At 56.3% G+C, this 13,866-nt stretch carries 15 protein-coding genes; 10 read left to right on the forward strand and 5 right to left on the reverse strand.

Annotated elements, in window-relative coordinates; all coding sequences use genetic code 11:
* Window positions 1-4: 4 nt before the first annotated feature.
* The 5 genes from mreD to VZP09_RS18320 form a co-directional block, all read right to left on the reverse strand.
* Window positions 5-493 carry a rod shape-determining protein MreD gene (gene mreD / locus VZP09_RS18300; RefSeq protein WP_002918648.1) on the reverse strand — a complete coding sequence of 163 codons (489 nt, stop codon included), beginning with the start codon at window positions 491-493 and terminating at the stop codon, window positions 5-7.
* Window positions 493-1,485, reverse strand: coding sequence for a rod shape-determining protein MreC (gene mreC / locus VZP09_RS18305; RefSeq protein ID WP_004149974.1), 993 nt, complete (start codon window positions 1,483-1,485; stop codon window positions 493-495). The genes mreD and mreC overlap by 1 nt, the downstream gene beginning before the upstream one ends.
* A gap of 70 nt (window positions 1,486-1,555) precedes the next feature.
* Complete coding sequence (mreB, locus tag VZP09_RS18310) at window positions 1,556-2,599, reverse strand: rod shape-determining protein MreB (RefSeq protein ID WP_002918653.1); 1,044 nt, start codon at window positions 2,597-2,599, stop codon at window positions 1,556-1,558.
* Window positions 2,600-2,904: 305 nt separating this feature from the next.
* Entirely contained in the window at window positions 2,905-4,845 is a 1,941-nt protein-coding gene (gene csrD, locus VZP09_RS18315) for an RNase E specificity factor CsrD (protein ID WP_002918686.1), read from the reverse strand.
* Window positions 4,846-4,924: 79 nt separating this feature from the next.
* Complete coding sequence (locus VZP09_RS18320) at window positions 4,925-5,116, reverse strand: hypothetical protein (RefSeq protein ID WP_004144963.1); 192 nt, start codon at window positions 5,114-5,116, stop codon at window positions 4,925-4,927.
* A gap of 228 nt (window positions 5,117-5,344) precedes the next feature.
* Between VZP09_RS18320 and msrP the strand changes: the two genes are divergently transcribed.
* The 10 genes from msrP to fis all read left to right on the forward strand — a co-directional run bounded on the left by msrP (window position 5,345) and on the right by fis (window position 13,811).
* Window positions 5,345-6,346, forward strand: coding sequence for a protein-methionine-sulfoxide reductase catalytic subunit MsrP (msrP, locus tag VZP09_RS18325; protein ID WP_048974597.1), 1,002 nt, complete (start codon window positions 5,345-5,347; stop codon window positions 6,344-6,346).
* A complete protein-coding gene (gene msrQ / locus VZP09_RS18330) occupies window positions 6,346-6,954 on the forward strand; it encodes a protein-methionine-sulfoxide reductase heme-binding subunit MsrQ (RefSeq protein WP_004889547.1) in 609 nt (202 codons plus the stop codon). Before msrP ends, msrQ begins: the two co-directional genes overlap by 1 nt.
* A 223-nt stretch (window positions 6,955-7,177) precedes the next feature.
* Window positions 7,178-7,630, forward strand: a complete 453-nt coding sequence (gene aroQ / locus VZP09_RS18335; protein WP_004174104.1) for a type II 3-dehydroquinate dehydratase — start codon at window positions 7,178-7,180, stop codon at window positions 7,628-7,630.
* Between the two features lie 22 nt (window positions 7,631-7,652).
* On the forward strand, window positions 7,653-8,120 hold the full coding sequence (gene accB / locus VZP09_RS18340; RefSeq protein WP_328795330.1) for an acetyl-CoA carboxylase biotin carboxyl carrier protein: 468 nt from the start codon (window positions 7,653-7,655) through the stop codon (window positions 8,118-8,120).
* Between the two features lie 10 nt (window positions 8,121-8,130).
* Window positions 8,131-9,480: an acetyl-CoA carboxylase biotin carboxylase subunit gene (accC, locus tag VZP09_RS18345; protein ID WP_328795331.1), complete on the forward strand. Its 1,350-nt coding sequence runs from the start codon at window positions 8,131-8,133 to the stop codon at window positions 9,478-9,480.
* Between the two features lie 110 nt (window positions 9,481-9,590).
* Window positions 9,591-9,833 carry a YhdT family protein gene (locus VZP09_RS18350; protein ID WP_002918740.1) on the forward strand — a complete coding sequence of 81 codons (243 nt, stop codon included), beginning with the start codon at window positions 9,591-9,593 and terminating at the stop codon, window positions 9,831-9,833.
* Window positions 9,823-11,274, forward strand: a complete 1,452-nt coding sequence (gene panF / locus VZP09_RS18355; RefSeq protein WP_004181435.1) for a sodium/pantothenate symporter — start codon at window positions 9,823-9,825, stop codon at window positions 11,272-11,274. The genes VZP09_RS18350 and panF overlap by 11 nt, the downstream gene beginning before the upstream one ends.
* An 11-nt stretch (window positions 11,275-11,285) precedes the next feature.
* Window positions 11,286-12,167, forward strand: coding sequence for a 50S ribosomal protein L11 methyltransferase (prmA, locus tag VZP09_RS18360; protein WP_002918745.1), 882 nt, complete (start codon window positions 11,286-11,288; stop codon window positions 12,165-12,167).
* A 357-nt stretch (window positions 12,168-12,524) separates the two neighbouring features.
* Window positions 12,525-13,490 carry a tRNA dihydrouridine synthase DusB gene (dusB, locus tag VZP09_RS18365; RefSeq protein ID WP_004144972.1) on the forward strand — a complete coding sequence of 322 codons (966 nt, stop codon included), beginning with the start codon at window positions 12,525-12,527 and terminating at the stop codon, window positions 13,488-13,490.
* 24 nt (window positions 13,491-13,514) lie between these two features.
* Window positions 13,515-13,811, forward strand: coding sequence for a DNA-binding transcriptional regulator Fis (gene fis / locus VZP09_RS18370; protein WP_000462905.1), 297 nt, complete (start codon window positions 13,515-13,517; stop codon window positions 13,809-13,811).
* The last annotated feature ends 55 nt before the right edge of the window (window positions 13,812-13,866 follow it).

The following is a 13,866-nucleotide window of genomic DNA, read 5'->3' on the forward strand; positions in this document are numbered from 1 at the left end:
AACCTTATTGCACTGCAAATTGCTGACGCACTTTACGCATCAGCAGGAAGAGCCATGGCCAGAGGATGCCGTTTACTACACTACTCCAGAATACTTCCGGACGGAAAGAGACGTTGATCACTAAAAACTCTGCCCAGAAAACAATGATATCCACGGCCAGGGATAACAGCATTACCACCAGCGCCTGTTGCCACAGCGCCAGGTTACGGAACAGCTGATACTTCAGCGCGACCAGATAGGCGACGATGCTTAAAGACAGCGCGCGAACGCCGAGCGTTGAACCGCTGATGAGATCAAGAATAGCCCCCATCACGAAACCCGTCCCCACGTTTACCCGGTGCGGCAACGCGAGGATCCAGTACAGCAGGATCAATAATACCCAGTTGGGCCGGAAAACGCTGATGTCCGCCGGCCAGGGCATAATTTGCAGCAATAGCGCGATAAGAAACGAGAGCCAGATAACCCAGCGTCCCTGGCTACGGTAACTTGCCACTATTGCCCCCCTGCAGGCTGCGACGGCTGAGGCGGCGTCAACCCGGTGGCGGGCGCCGGCATCTGCGGCCCCATCGCATCCGGCGCAGGCAGTACCTGCGGCATCATCTGCATCAGACGTTCGTTAGCCACCCGATGAACCTCTTCCGGGGTCATCGGGTTAGCGCCATTACGATCGGCGCCCCACAGCAGCAACAGATAGCGCAAGCGCTGCAGCCCGGCCGTCGGACGCGCCTGAATCACGGTATAGGCGCGCTGGGTGTCCAGTTTCACCGAGGAGACTACCCCGACCGGATACCCTTCAGGGAAACGACCGCCGAGACCGGAGGTCACCAGCACGTCGCCGACGCGAATATCGGTATTTGCCGGCAGATGCTCAAGCTGGAGATCGTCCGTGCAGCCGTTACCGGCGGCAATGACGCGAATGTCGTTACGCAGAACCTGGATCGGCAGCGCATGAGTGGCATCGCAGATCAGCAGCACCCGGCTGGTCATTTTCGCCACGGCCACGACCTGCCCCACGACGCCTTTATCGCTGATAACCGGCTGGCCTTCATAGACGCCGTTCACGCTGCCTTTGTCAATAACCACCTGATCGCTGTAAGGGTCGTTGACCGTTGAGATGACCTGCGTCACCATTTTTTGCTCGTCCTGGCGCAGTGGCGAGCCAAGCAGTTCACGCAGGCGCGCGTTCTCCTGCTTGTACTGGCCCAGCATCAGCAGATCGCTGTTTTTCAGCAACAGCTCCTGGCGCAGCGCACGGTTTTCCAGTTCGAGCTGGTCGCGGGTAGCTAGCGTCTGCGATACGCTGTCGAGCAGTTCCCGGGGACCATTAGAGACAAAGTAGAAAGGGCTGACGGCTGTATCCATGTACGTTCTGATTTGACTGAACGTACCCAGGCGGCTGTCGGCGATAATCACGCCAAGCGCCACCAGCACCGCCAGAATAAGGCGAATCTGTAGCGAGGGGCCACGGCTAAAAATTGGCTTCATAGGCTATGCGTATTCTCGTGTCAGTAAAGACCAGGGGCAGCTCGTATGCCGCCCCGGACCTTCAGGCTGACTACTCTTCGCTAAACAGGTCGCCGCCGTGCATGTCGATCATCTCCAGCGCCTTGCCGCCGCCACGCGCTACGCAGGTCAGCGGATCTTCAGCAACCACGACTGGAATACCGGTTTCTTCCATTAACAGACGGTCCAGGTTGCGCAGCAGCGCACCACCGCCGGTGAGAACCATCCCGCGTTCAGAGATATCAGACGCCAGTTCCGGCGGGCACTGCTCAAGGGCAACCATGACCGCACTCACGATGCCGGTCAGAGGCTCCTGCAGCGCTTCAAGAATTTCGTTTGAGTTCAGGGTGAAGCCGCGTGGCACGCCTTCCGCCAGGTTACGACCGCGCACTTCAATTTCGCGCACTTCATCGCCCGGGTAAGCCGAACCGATTTCATGCTTGATACGTTCAGCGGTCGCTTCACCGATCAGGGAGCCGTAGTTACGACGCACGTAATTGATAACGGCTTCGTCGAAGCGGTCACCGCCGATACGTACAGAAGAGGAATAGACCACGCCGTTCAGGGAGATAACCGCCACCTCAGTGGTACCGCCACCGATATCCACCACCATGGAGCCGGTCGCTTCAGAAACCGGTAAGCCTGCGCCAATCGCTGCCGCCATCGGCTCTTCGATCAGGAAGACTTCACGGGCGCCTGCGCCCTGCGCGGATTCACGAATAGCGCGACGTTCGACCTGGGTTGCGCCAACCGGTACACACACCAGCACGCGCGGGCTCGGGCGCATAAAGCTGTTGCTGTGCACTTGTTTGATAAAGTGCTGCAGCATCTTTTCCGTCACGAAGAAGTCAGCGATAACGCCGTCCTTCATCGGGCGAATCGCCGCGATATTACCCGGGGTACGGCCGAGCATCTGCTTCGCTTCATGACCCACGGCGGCGACGCTTTTCGGCGATCCGGCACGATCCTGACGAATGGCCACCACGGAAGGCTCATTCAATACGATGCCTTGTCCTTTTACGTAAATAAGGGTATTCGCGGTACCCAGGTCAATGGACAGGTCATTGGAAAACATGCCACGAAATTTTTTTAACATACTAAGGGATAATCCTGAAAGCTGGGGCGGAAAACAAAATCCGCTTACTTTACCAACCACACGCAGCAGCGACAAGGCGCAAAAATCACCTGCTGCGGTGAAAATTAGTGCAGTTCATTTCCTTTGTTACAAATTTTCCCGACTCCGTTCATTGCTGAAATCTTCAGCAGCGCTCCACGCCTGAATTTGTAACCTGTCAAAGGAGGGTCACTGGCATTTACATTGCGATGATCCGGCAGGTAGACAAGCACACCCCCTTCACGATGGCGCGCGTTATTCTACGTGAAATCACGCTAAACGGCAGATCAAACCGAGTATCTTTGCGAATATTTTTTCACATTTGTGTCAAGTGGCTGTGAGGCGGCAAAAAATTCCCCCTGCCCGCCCGTGACACCGCATTGGGACAGTACCAACCACTCGCTGCGGCTGCGTACGCCCGTCGCAAAAACTTGCATAGGCATGCCTTTACAGGCTTCCACCAGGCTTTGCACCAGCAGTTGGTTCTCGCTGCGCTTTTCGATGTTGCGCGCCAGACCCGGATGCAGTTTGATCAGCTCCGCATCCAGCTGCTTGATCCAGCTGGTTCCAACCAGGGTTAACCCCGCCTGAACCACTGCCACCCGAACGCCCAGAGCGTTAACCAATCGCATAACCGGCTGCAGACGGCCGATATATTGACAAACATCTGCCTCTGCAAGTTCAAAAATAATCCGCTGACGCTGCGATTTTTCACACTGCATCAAGGCATCGCGCAGCCAGCGCTGGAAACGCGGACGGATCAGCGACTCCACCGACAGCTGGAGCGCCAGATTCTCCTCGGGCCAGAAGCCTAAAAACGGCAGCAGGCGCGTTACCTGCAGGCGGTCATACTCCTCCGCCAGGCCAAACTGCAGCACCATCGGCATGTATTCCGCTGCAATCACCTCTTCTTTACCGTCGTACATCCGCGACATCAGTTCACGATGATGTACCCGCCCGTCGCGGGTGACAGCTGGTTTTTGGTACAACCGCGGCCCGCCGCGGCTCAGCATCTGTTCGATCAGCGTTCGCCAGCGAACGTTGCCGCGACCTTTCTCCGGGAGGGTGTCATCATAGACCGACCAGCTGTTGCTGCCCTGCAGCACCGCGTTGCGCGTCGCCGCTTCCGCATGTTCCATCACCTGCGCCGCCGATTGCCCGCTGCGGAAAGAACAGATGCCGATATGCATCATATCGTCGCGATCGAGGATACGCGTTGGAGGCAGCGCATCCATCGCCTTCAGCAACAGGCCGGCGATACTATCCGCCTCTTTCAACGTACGGTGCGGCAGCAGCACGGCGAAGTCGCTACGGTGATAGCGCGCCAACAGCGCGCCGGGGTAACGCATAATAAAGGTAGAGAGCAGGTTGATAAGCGTAAAGTAATGTTCTTCGGCCGCCGCCCGTCCCCAGTTGTCCCGTAGCAGATCAAACTCCGGCAGACGGATCATCATCACGATGCCGTAGGCTCCCACCTTCTCCTGGTCTTCCAGCAGCGTGGCCAGCTGATTGTCAAAAAACAGGCGGTTATTCAGTCCGGTTTTCGAATCCTGCGCCGCGTAGGAGCGAATAAGCGTATCCATCCGGCTGCGCTGATCGCTGGCGAACTGCAGCTCCGACAGCAGCATATCCAGCGCGCTACTGGTGCTGGCCGGCCATTCATAGACCGACCCGCGCACCTGCGGCCCGCGCTCGCCGCTCAGGATACGCGTGGAACGCAGCTCCAGCAGCTCCTGGCCGGCCAGCTGGCGGCGGATCCAGCGGACGGCGAAGAAAATAATCACCACCATGAAGCCAATGGAGATCGACAGCGGGGCAGTGATCGACAGCGAACGAAAATAGTTCACCATCGGGTCAACGTAGACCAGATGCAGCGTAATGCCAGGATGTTTAAGCGACTGAACCGTGATCTCACGGAATTGCTCATGGCTGCCGAGCGGGCGATAGCTATCGGGTCGGGAATGGCTGTAGAGCGGTTTGCCGTTGAGCATGAAATCGATATGCACGATCTCGATCGGCGTCATCAGCTCATCCAACTGCGGTTCAAGCTTATCGAAAGAGGTGGTGATGAGCCGGTTATCCAGCATGGTCGCCACCGCCTGAACGCGGTTTTCGACCTTGTTCTCAATGCCGTTATAAAAACTCAGCGAAGCGCCAATCAGCGTGACAAAGATGGTCAGGCTAGTTAGCAGCGTAATAAAGGCTGAGAACTTCGTCGTTAATCGCATCCCTGTGTTAACTCCGCGAGTGAATGACTACCCGATGAACCATCAGGCTCCCGTGCCGGCGCGCGCCTTGCCGCAAGCATTAACCTTTTAAAGCGCGACGCATACTATCAAAGATGGCGAGTCTGGCAATGGAATGCGTATTATCGGTAAAAGTATGCCGATAGCGAGTATAGTTTGCAGAAAAAATTTGCCAATCGTCGCCCGCCTGCGGCCTGCGCCAGAAGCGCTTTAATTTTAGACGCAGGATGACAAACCCGCGCCGGCGGCGCAAATTATTACCGCTATACCGTCTGGCCAGCTTACCGCCCCCTTTTCCCTGCTAAAGATGCCGGGTCATGCGCGGCAAAGGAAACGTCTTGCGCCACTTTCCGATGATTCCTGGACGACCGCGCCTCTGCTTCGGCGGCGGCTCCTCATCCTAATGTGCAATTTTTCGTGACATATTCGCCATTCATCGCCGTCTCCGTCATGCTTAGGAAAACGCATGACGGAGGACACCATGAAAAGAAAAAAACTGACGGAAGCCGACGTCACGGCCGAATCCGTTTTTATGCTCAAGCGGCGCCAGATGCTGAAAATGCTGGGCATCAGCGCGACCGCGCTTTCCCTTCCCGCCGCCGCGCAGGCCGACCTGCTGGACTGGTTTAAAGGCCACGACCGCCCACCAGCGCCAGCGGGCAAGGCCCTGGAGTTTGCTAAACCCGCCGAGTGGCAGGCTAATTTGACGCTTACCCCGGAAGATAAGGTCGCCGGTTACAATAATTTTTATGAATTCGGCCTCGATAAAGCCGATCCGGCGGCGAACGCGGGTAGCCTGCGCACCGATCCCTGGACGCTCACCATCGGTGGCGAAGTGGCGAAACCTCTGACCCTTGACCATGACGATCTGACCAAACGCTTCCCGCTGGAAGAGCGCATTTATCGTATGCGCTGTGTGGAAGCCTGGTCGATGGTGGTCCCCTGGGTCGGCTTCCCGCTGCATAAACTGCTGGCGCTGGTGGAGCCCACCAGCAGCGCGCGCTATGTGGCCTTCAAAACCCTCTATGCTCCGGATCAAATGCCCGGCCAGAAAGACCGGTTTATCGGCGGGGGGCTCGCTTACCCTTACGTGGAGGGGCTACGGCTGGATGAAGCGATGCACCCGCTGACGCTACTCACCGTCGGGGTGTATGGCAAAGCGCTGCCGCCGCAAAACGGCGCGCCGGTCCGCCTGACCGTGCCGTGGAAGTACGGTTTTAAAGGCATAAAATCCATTGTTAGTATCGAGCTGACCCGCGAGCGGCCGCCAACCACCTGGAACCTGGCGGCGCCGGACGAATACGGCTTCTTCGCCAACGTCAATCCGCACGTCGATCACCCCCGCTGGTCGCAGGCTAGCGAGCGGGTTATCGGCGCCGGCGGCGTGCTCGATGTGAAGCGTCAACCGACGTTGCTGTTTAATGGCTATGCCGACGAAGTGGCGTCGCTGTATCGCGGCATGAATCTGCGGGAGAACTTCTAGTGCGTTTCACCGTCAAACAGATCGTCTGGCTGAAGGTTTTACTTCACCTTGCGGGGTTTTTGCCGCTGGTCTGGTTATTCTGGGCCGGGCACCAGGGCTACTTTAGCGCCGATCCAGCCAAGGATATCCAGCACTTTACCGGCAGAATGGCGCTTAAGTTTCTGCTGGCGACGCTGCTGGTCTCTCCGCTGGCGCGCTATGCGAAGCAGCCATTATTGATTCGCGTTCGTCGGCTGTTAGGTTTATGGTGTTTTGCCTGGGCGACGCTGCACCTGACCAGCTATACCCTACTGGAGCTGGGCATTAACAATCTGGCGCTGCTGGGCTCGGAGATTATCACCCGCCCCTATCTGACATTGGGCATGATCAGCTGGGCGATTCTGCTGGCGCTGGCGGTGACCTCCACGCAAGCGATGCAGCGAAAACTGGGGCGTCGCTGGCAACTTTTACACAACTTCGTCTATCTGGTGGCGATCCTCGCGCCGATACACTACCTGTGGTCAGTGAAGATCGTCTCGCCGCAGCCCGTTATATATGCCCTGCTGGCAGCAGGGCTATTGACATGGCGTTACAAGAAGTTCCGCCAGTGGTGGCGCTCAATCCGGTAATGTGCAGTTTCCCGCAGATCCTTTATCAACCGCGACTCTTTTTCAGATAGCGGTTGATAATCTTCCCTGATAAGACCAGTATTTAGCTGCCAATTGCTACGAAATCGTTATAATGTGCGACTTTGGTTTTCCTGACGGGGTTTTCTGACCCTGAAAAGGTGACAAGGGCGCATTGAAGGTATATGTTGTTTTTTACCCGAAAATGGCAGGAGATCGCCACACAATGGCAGTGAAGTTTCACATTTTGCTTTTGAATGGTCCAAACATTAACATGCTCGGTACCCGCGAGCCTGAGAAGTATGGCCCTCTCACGCTGGCTGAAATTGTTAACCGTTTAACATCTGAAGCGGCGGCGCTGAATGTGAGTCTGGATCACCTGCAGTCCAACGCGGAGCATGCGTTAATCGACCGAATTCATCAGGCTAAAGACAACGTGGACTATATCCTGATTAATCCGGCCGCGTTCACGCATACCAGCGTAGCAATCCGTGACGCTTTGCTCGCCGTGAACATCCCGTTTATCGAGATTCACCTGAGCAATGTGCATGCACGCGAACCCTTCCGCCAGCACTCGTATCTGTCAGATGTCGCCGCTGGCGTCATTTGCGGGCTGGGGGCGGATGGTTATTCATACGCTTTACAGACGGCGGTAAAACGCCTGTCACAATCACACTAAACAAAGAGTACGGAACCCACTCATGGATATTCGTAAGATTAAAAAACTGATCGAGCTGGTTGAAGAATCAGGTATCTCCGAACTGGAAATTTCTGAAGGCGAAGAGTCTGTTCGCATCAGCCGCTCTGCACCGGCCGCAAGCTATCCGGTTATGCAGCAGGCTTATGCTGCGCCGATGATGCAGCCTCAGGCGCCTGCCGCCGCGACTGCCGCACCAGCTGCTGCGGCTGAAGCGCCGGCGAAAGCGGAAATCAGTGGTCACATCGTACGTTCCCCGATGGTTGGTACTTTCTATCGTACGCCGAGCCCGGACGCGAAAGCGTTTGTGGAAGTTGGCCAGAAAGTTAACGTGGGCGANACCCTGTGCATCGTCGAAGCGATGAANATGATGAACCAGATCGAAGCCGACAAAGCCGGCGTGGTGAAAGCCATTCTGATCGAAAGCGGCCAACCGGTAGAATTCGACGAGCCGCTGGTAGTTATCGAGTAACGAGGCGAACATGCTGGATAAAATTGTCATCGCTAACCGTGGCGAGATCGCACTGCGCATCCTGCGTGCCTGTAAAGAATTGGGCATCAAGACTGTCGCTGTGCACTCCACTGCGGATCGCGATCTAAAACACGTATTGTTAGCGGATGAGACGGTCTGCATCGGTCCGGCTCCGTCCGTAAAAAGCTATCTGAACATTCCGGCCATTATCAGCGCCGCTGAGATCACTGGCGCGGTAGCGATTCACCCGGGTTATGGCTTCCTCTCTGAGAACGCTAATTTTGCTGAGCAGGTTGAGCGCTCCGGTTTCATCTTCATCGGCCCGAAAGCCGACACTATCCGCCTGATGGGCGACAAAGTGTCCGCCATCACCGCCATGAAGAAAGCTGGCGTTCCGACCGTTCCAGGTTCTGATGGCCCGCTGGGCGACGACATGGACGCTAACCGCGCCCATGCCAAACGCATCGGCTACCCGGTGATCATCAAAGCCTCCGGCGGCGGCGGCGGTCGCGGTATGCGCGTTGTACGTAGCGACGCTGAACTGGCGCAATCCATCTCCATGACCAAAGCGGAAGCCAAAGCGGCTTTCAACAACGACATGGTCTACATGGAGAAATACCTGGAAAACCCACGCCACATTGAAATTCAGGTGCTGGCGGATGGTCAGGGTAACGCTATCTATCTGGCTGAACGTGACTGCTCCATGCAGCGCCGTCATCAGAAAGTGGTCGAAGAAGCGCCGGCGCCGGGCATCACCCCGGAACTGCGTCGCTACATCGGCGAGCGTTGCGCGAAAGCCTGTGTGGATATCGGCTACCGCGGGGCGGGTACCTTTGAGTTCCTGTTCGAAAACGGCGAGTTCTACTTCATTGAAATGAACACCCGTATCCAGGTAGAGCATCCGGTAACTGAAATGATCACCGGCGTTGACCTGATCAAAGAGCAGCTGCGTATCGCAGCCGGCCAGCCGCTGTCCATCAAGCAGGATGAAGTGGTAGTTCGCGGCCATGCGGTGGAATGCCGTATCAACGCCGAAGACCCGAACACCTTCCTGCCGAGCCCNGGCAAAATCACCCGTTTCCACGCGCCNGGTGGCTTNGGCGTGCGCTGGGAGTCACATATTTACGCCGGTTACACCGTACCGCCGTACTATGACTCCATGATCGGTAAACTGATCTGCTACGGCGAAAGCCGTGACGTGGCGATTGCCCGCATGAAGAATGCGCTGCAGGAGCTGATCATCGATGGCATCAAAACCAACGTCGATCTGCAGATGCGCATTATGAGCGACGAGAATTTCCAGCATGGTGGCACCAATATCCACTATCTGGAGAAAAAACTCGGCTTGCAGGAAAAATAATTCTGCTCTCTCAGCAAAAGGCCGGGTAAACCGGCCTTTTTTCTTTTTCTCTCTCCTCATCTATACCATGCGGTACAATCCCCGCTTTCTTCATCCTCAAGGGACAAAAAATGGACAAACGCTTTGTTCAGGCCCACAAAGAAGCGCGCTGGGCGCTGTGGCTGACCCTTCTCTACCTTGCCGCCTGGCTGGCCGCCGCCTATCTGCCGGGGGTGGCTATTGGCTTTACCGGCCTGCCACACTGGTTTGAAATGGCCTGCCTGCTGGTACCGCTGCTGTTCATTCTGCTGTGCTGGGCGATGGTCAAACTGATTTTCCGCGATATTTCTCTGGAGGACGATGATGCAGTTTGAGGTCATTATTCCCCTGATCGCCTACCTGGTGGTGGTGTTCGGTTTATCCCTCTACGCCATGAGAAAACGCGCCTCAGGTAGCTTTCTTAATGAGTACTTTCTCGGCAGCCGCTCGATGGGCGGCTTCGTGCTGGCCATGACGCTAACCGCCACCTATATCAGCGCCAGCTCATTTATCGGCGGACCCGGCGCCGCCTATAAATACGGCCTGGGCTGGGTGCTGCTGGCGATGATCCAGCTCCCCGCCATCTGGCTGTCGCTGGGCGTGCTGGGGAAAAAATTCGCCATCCTTGCGCGTCGCTATAATGCTGTCACCCTCAATGACATGCTGTTTGCGCGCTATCAGAGCCGCCTGCTGGTCTGGCTGGCCAGCCTGAGTCTGCTGGTGGCCTTTGTCGGCGCCATGACCGTCCAGTTTATCGGCGGCGCCCGCCTGCTGGAGACGGCTGCCGGTATTCCTTACGATACCGGCCTGCTGATCTTCGGGGTCAGCATCGCGCTGTATACCGCCTATGGCGGCTTTCGCGCCAGCGTGCTCAACGACACGATGCAGGGCATGGTAATGCTGATCGGCACGATCGTGCTGCTGGTAGGCGTGATCCACGCCGCCGGGGGGGTTGGCCATGCGGTAGAGACGCTGCAGTCGATCGACGTCAAGCTGGTGTCCCCGCAGGGCGCGGAAGATATCCTCTCGCCAACCTTTATGGCCTCGTTTTGGGTGCTGGTCTGCTTCGGCGTTATTGGTCTGCCACATACCGCAGTGCGCTGTATCTCCTACAAAGACAGCAAAGCCGTGCATCGCGGCATCATTATCGGCACCATCGTGGTGGCGATCCTGATGTTTGGCATGCATCTGGCTGGGGCATTAGGCCGGGCGGTGATCCCCGATTTAACCGTGCCGGATCTGGTGATCCCGACGCTGATGGTTAAAGTGCTTCCGCCCTTTGCCGCCGGGATCTTCCTTGCCGCGCCGATGGCGGCGATTATGTCGACGATCAATGCCCAACTTCTGCAAAGTTCCGCTACGATCATCAAAGATCTGTACCTGAACTGGCGGCCGGATCAGGCGACTAACGAAAAGCGGCTTAAACGCATGTCCGCCGGCATCACGCTCCTGCTGGGGGTCTTGTTGCTGCTCGCGGCCTGGCGGCCGCCGGAGATGATAATCTGGCTGAACCTGCTGGCTTTCGGCGGCCTGGAAGCCGTCTTCCTGTGGCCGCTGGTGCTGGGCCTTTACTGGGAACGCGCCAACGCGGCTGGCGCGCTGAGCGCGATGATCGTAGGCGGCGTCCTGTATGCCGTACTGGCCACGCTGAAAGTGCAGTTTCTGGGCTTTCACCCGATCGTTCCCGCGCTGCTACTGAGTTTGCTGGCGTTTGTGGCGGGGAACCGTTTCGGTCGTCCCGCCCCACAGCCCCCCATTTTGACTACTGATAAATAAAGAGTTTTGCTATGCCATGGATCCAACTGAAACTAAATACCACCGGCGCGAACGCTGAAGATCTTAGCGATGCGCTGATGGAGGCCGGATCGGTCTCGATCACCTTCCAGGATACGCACGATACGCCGGTATTTGAGCCATTGCCCGGGGAAACCCGCCTGTGGGGGGATACCGACGTAATCGGCCTGTTCGATGCTGAAACCGATATGAAAGCGGTCGTTGCCCAACTGGAGCAGCATCCGCTGCTGGGCGCCGGGTTCGCGCATAAGATCGAGCAACTGGAAGATAAAGACTGGGAACGGGAATGGATGGATAACTTCCACCCCATGCGCTTCGGGGAGCGGCTATGGATCTGCCCAAGCTGGCGCGATGTTCCGGATGAAAATGCCGTCAACGTGATGCTCGATCCGGGTCTGGCCTTTGGCACCGGTACGCATCCGACGACATCCTTGTGTCTGCAGTGGCTGGATGGACTCGACCTCAACGGAAAAACGGTGATTGATTTCGGCTGCGGCTCCGGCATCCTGGCGATTGCCGCACTGAAGCTGGGGGCGGCAAAAGCAATCGGGATTGATATCGACCCGCAGGCTATTCAGGCCAGTCGTGATAACGCGCAGCGTAACGGCGTTTCTGAACGCCTGGAGCTCTATCTTCCTCAGGACCAACCGGAGTCGATGAAAGCCGACGTGGTGGTCGCGAATATCCTGGCAGGCCCGTTACGTGAGCTGGCGCCGTTAATCAGCGTCCTGCCCGTTTCAGGCGGTTTGCTGGGGCTTTCCGGCATCCTTGCCAGCCAGGCGGAGAGCGTCTGTGAAGCCTATGCCGATCTCTTCGCCCTTGACCCGGTGGTCGAGAAGGAAGAGTGGTGCCGGATTACCGGCCGGAAAAACTAAGCGCGATGCGGCCTACGGGCCGCATTTTTGTTTCCAGTAGCCACCAAATAATGCCAGGAAATGAGAGGCAGATCGCACTACAGAGCACTTTTTTGGCTACAAAAACAGCGTTTTATATCGCCATGCGGCCAGTTTATCCAAGAAAAATCGAGAAGTTTTATGATTTTATAAATGGACACAAATTATCCATCATCCATTAAATCAATGATTAATATAAGTATTTATTCATCCCTTTTACGCTAGTCCCGGATTCATTGATCTGCAACAGAGGATTGCTCAAAGTTTGGCCTTTCATCTCGTGCAAAAAATGCGTAATATACGCCGCCTTGCAGTCACAGTATGGTCATTTCTTAACTCATGCGCATCGGACACCACCAGCTCAGAAATCGCCTGATCGCAGCGCCCATGGCTGGCATTACTGACAGACCATTCCGGACGCTGTGCTACGAGATGGGAGCGGGCTTAACCGTTTCCGAGATGATGTCTTCTAACCCACAGGTGTGGGAGAGCGACAAGTCCCGTTTACGGATGGTGCATATCGATGAGCCCGGTATTCGTACCGTGCAAATCGCCGGTAGCGTGCCGGAAGAGATGGCTGCCGCCGCGCGGATTAACGTGGAAAGCGGCGCCCAGATTATTGATATCAATATGGGATGCCCGGCGAAAAAGGTGAATCGCAAGCTTGCAGGTTCAGCCCTCTTGCAGTACCCCGACCAGGTGAAGTCGATCCTGACGGCGGTCGTTAACGCGGTGGACGTTCCTGTGACTCTCAAGATTCGCACCGGTTGGGAACCGGAACACCGTAACTGCGTAGAGATTGCCCAACTGGCCGAAGAGTGTGGCATTCAGGCTCTGACTATTCACGGACGCACCCGCGCCTGTTTGTTTAACGGAGACGCTGAGTACGACAGTATTCGGGCAGTTAAGCAGAAAGTTTCCATTCCGATTATCGCGAATGGCGACATTACTGACCCGCTTAAAGCCAGAGCTGTGCTCGACTATACAGGGGCTGATGCCCTGATGATAGGCCGTGCAGCTCAGGGAAGACCCTGGATCTTTCGGGAAATCCAGCATTATCTGGACACTGGAGAGCTGCTGCCCCCGCTGCCGCTGGCAGAGGTGAAGCGCTTGCTTTGTGCGCACGTTCGGGAGTTGCATGACTTTTATGGTCAGGCAAAAGGGTACCGAATCGCGCGTAAACACGTCTCCTGGTATCTTCAGGAACATGCTCCAGATGACCAGTTTCGGCGCACATTCAACGCCATTGAGGATGCCAGCGAACAGCTGGAGGCGTTGGAGGCATACTTCGAAAATTTTGCGTAATAGAAATAAAGAGCTGACAGAACTATGTTCGAACAACGCGTAAATTCTGACGTACTGACCGTTTCTACCGTTAACTCTCAGGATCAGGTAACTCAAAAGCCCCTGCGTGACTCGGTTAAACAGGCACTGAAGAACTATTTTGCTCAACTGAACGGTCAGGATGTGAATGACCTGTATGAGCTGGTACTGGCTGAAGTTGAACAGCCCCTGTTGGACATGGTGATGCAATACACCCGTGGTAACCAGACCCGCGCTGCTCTGATGATGGGCATCAACCGCGGTACGCTGCGTAAAAAACTGAAAAAATACGGCATGAACTGATACTAGTCAGTTGCTTGCTTGATATAAAAGGCGCTCTTCGGCATGGGGAAGCGCC

The sequence above is a fragment of the Klebsiella sp. EMBS2024 genome, assembly GCF_036233805.1.
Classification (GTDB): domain Bacteria; phylum Pseudomonadota; class Gammaproteobacteria; order Enterobacterales; family Enterobacteriaceae; genus Klebsiella; species Klebsiella pneumoniae.

Excerpts from the sequence above, each read along its gene's own strand:
- mreC (WP_004149974.1), bottom strand. The coding sequence starts at position 1,485 with ATGAAGCCAATTTTTAGCCGTGGCCCCTCGCTACAGATTCGCCTTATT.
- mreB (WP_002918653.1), bottom strand. The coding sequence starts at position 2,599 with ATGTTAAAAAAATTTCGTGGCATGTTTTCCAATGACCTGTCCATTGAC.
- csrD (WP_002918686.1), bottom strand. The coding sequence starts at position 4,845 with ATGCGATTAACGACGAAGTTCTCAGCCTTTATTACGCTGCTAACTAGC.
- msrP (WP_048974597.1), top strand. The coding sequence starts at position 5,345 with ATGAAAAGAAAAAAACTGACGGAAGCCGACGTCACGGCCGAATCCGTT.
- aroQ (WP_004174104.1), top strand. The coding sequence starts at position 7,178 with ATGGCAGTGAAGTTTCACATTTTGCTTTTGAATGGTCCAAACATTAAC.
- VZP09_RS18350 (WP_002918740.1), top strand. The coding sequence starts at position 9,591 with ATGGACAAACGCTTTGTTCAGGCCCACAAAGAAGCGCGCTGGGCGCTG.
- panF (WP_004181435.1), top strand. The coding sequence starts at position 9,823 with ATGCAGTTTGAGGTCATTATTCCCCTGATCGCCTACCTGGTGGTGGTG.
- prmA (WP_002918745.1), top strand. The coding sequence starts at position 11,286 with ATGCCATGGATCCAACTGAAACTAAATACCACCGGCGCGAACGCTGAA.
- dusB (WP_004144972.1), top strand. The coding sequence starts at position 12,525 with ATGCGCATCGGACACCACCAGCTCAGAAATCGCCTGATCGCAGCGCCC.
- fis (WP_000462905.1), top strand. The coding sequence starts at position 13,515 with ATGTTCGAACAACGCGTAAATTCTGACGTACTGACCGTTTCTACCGTT.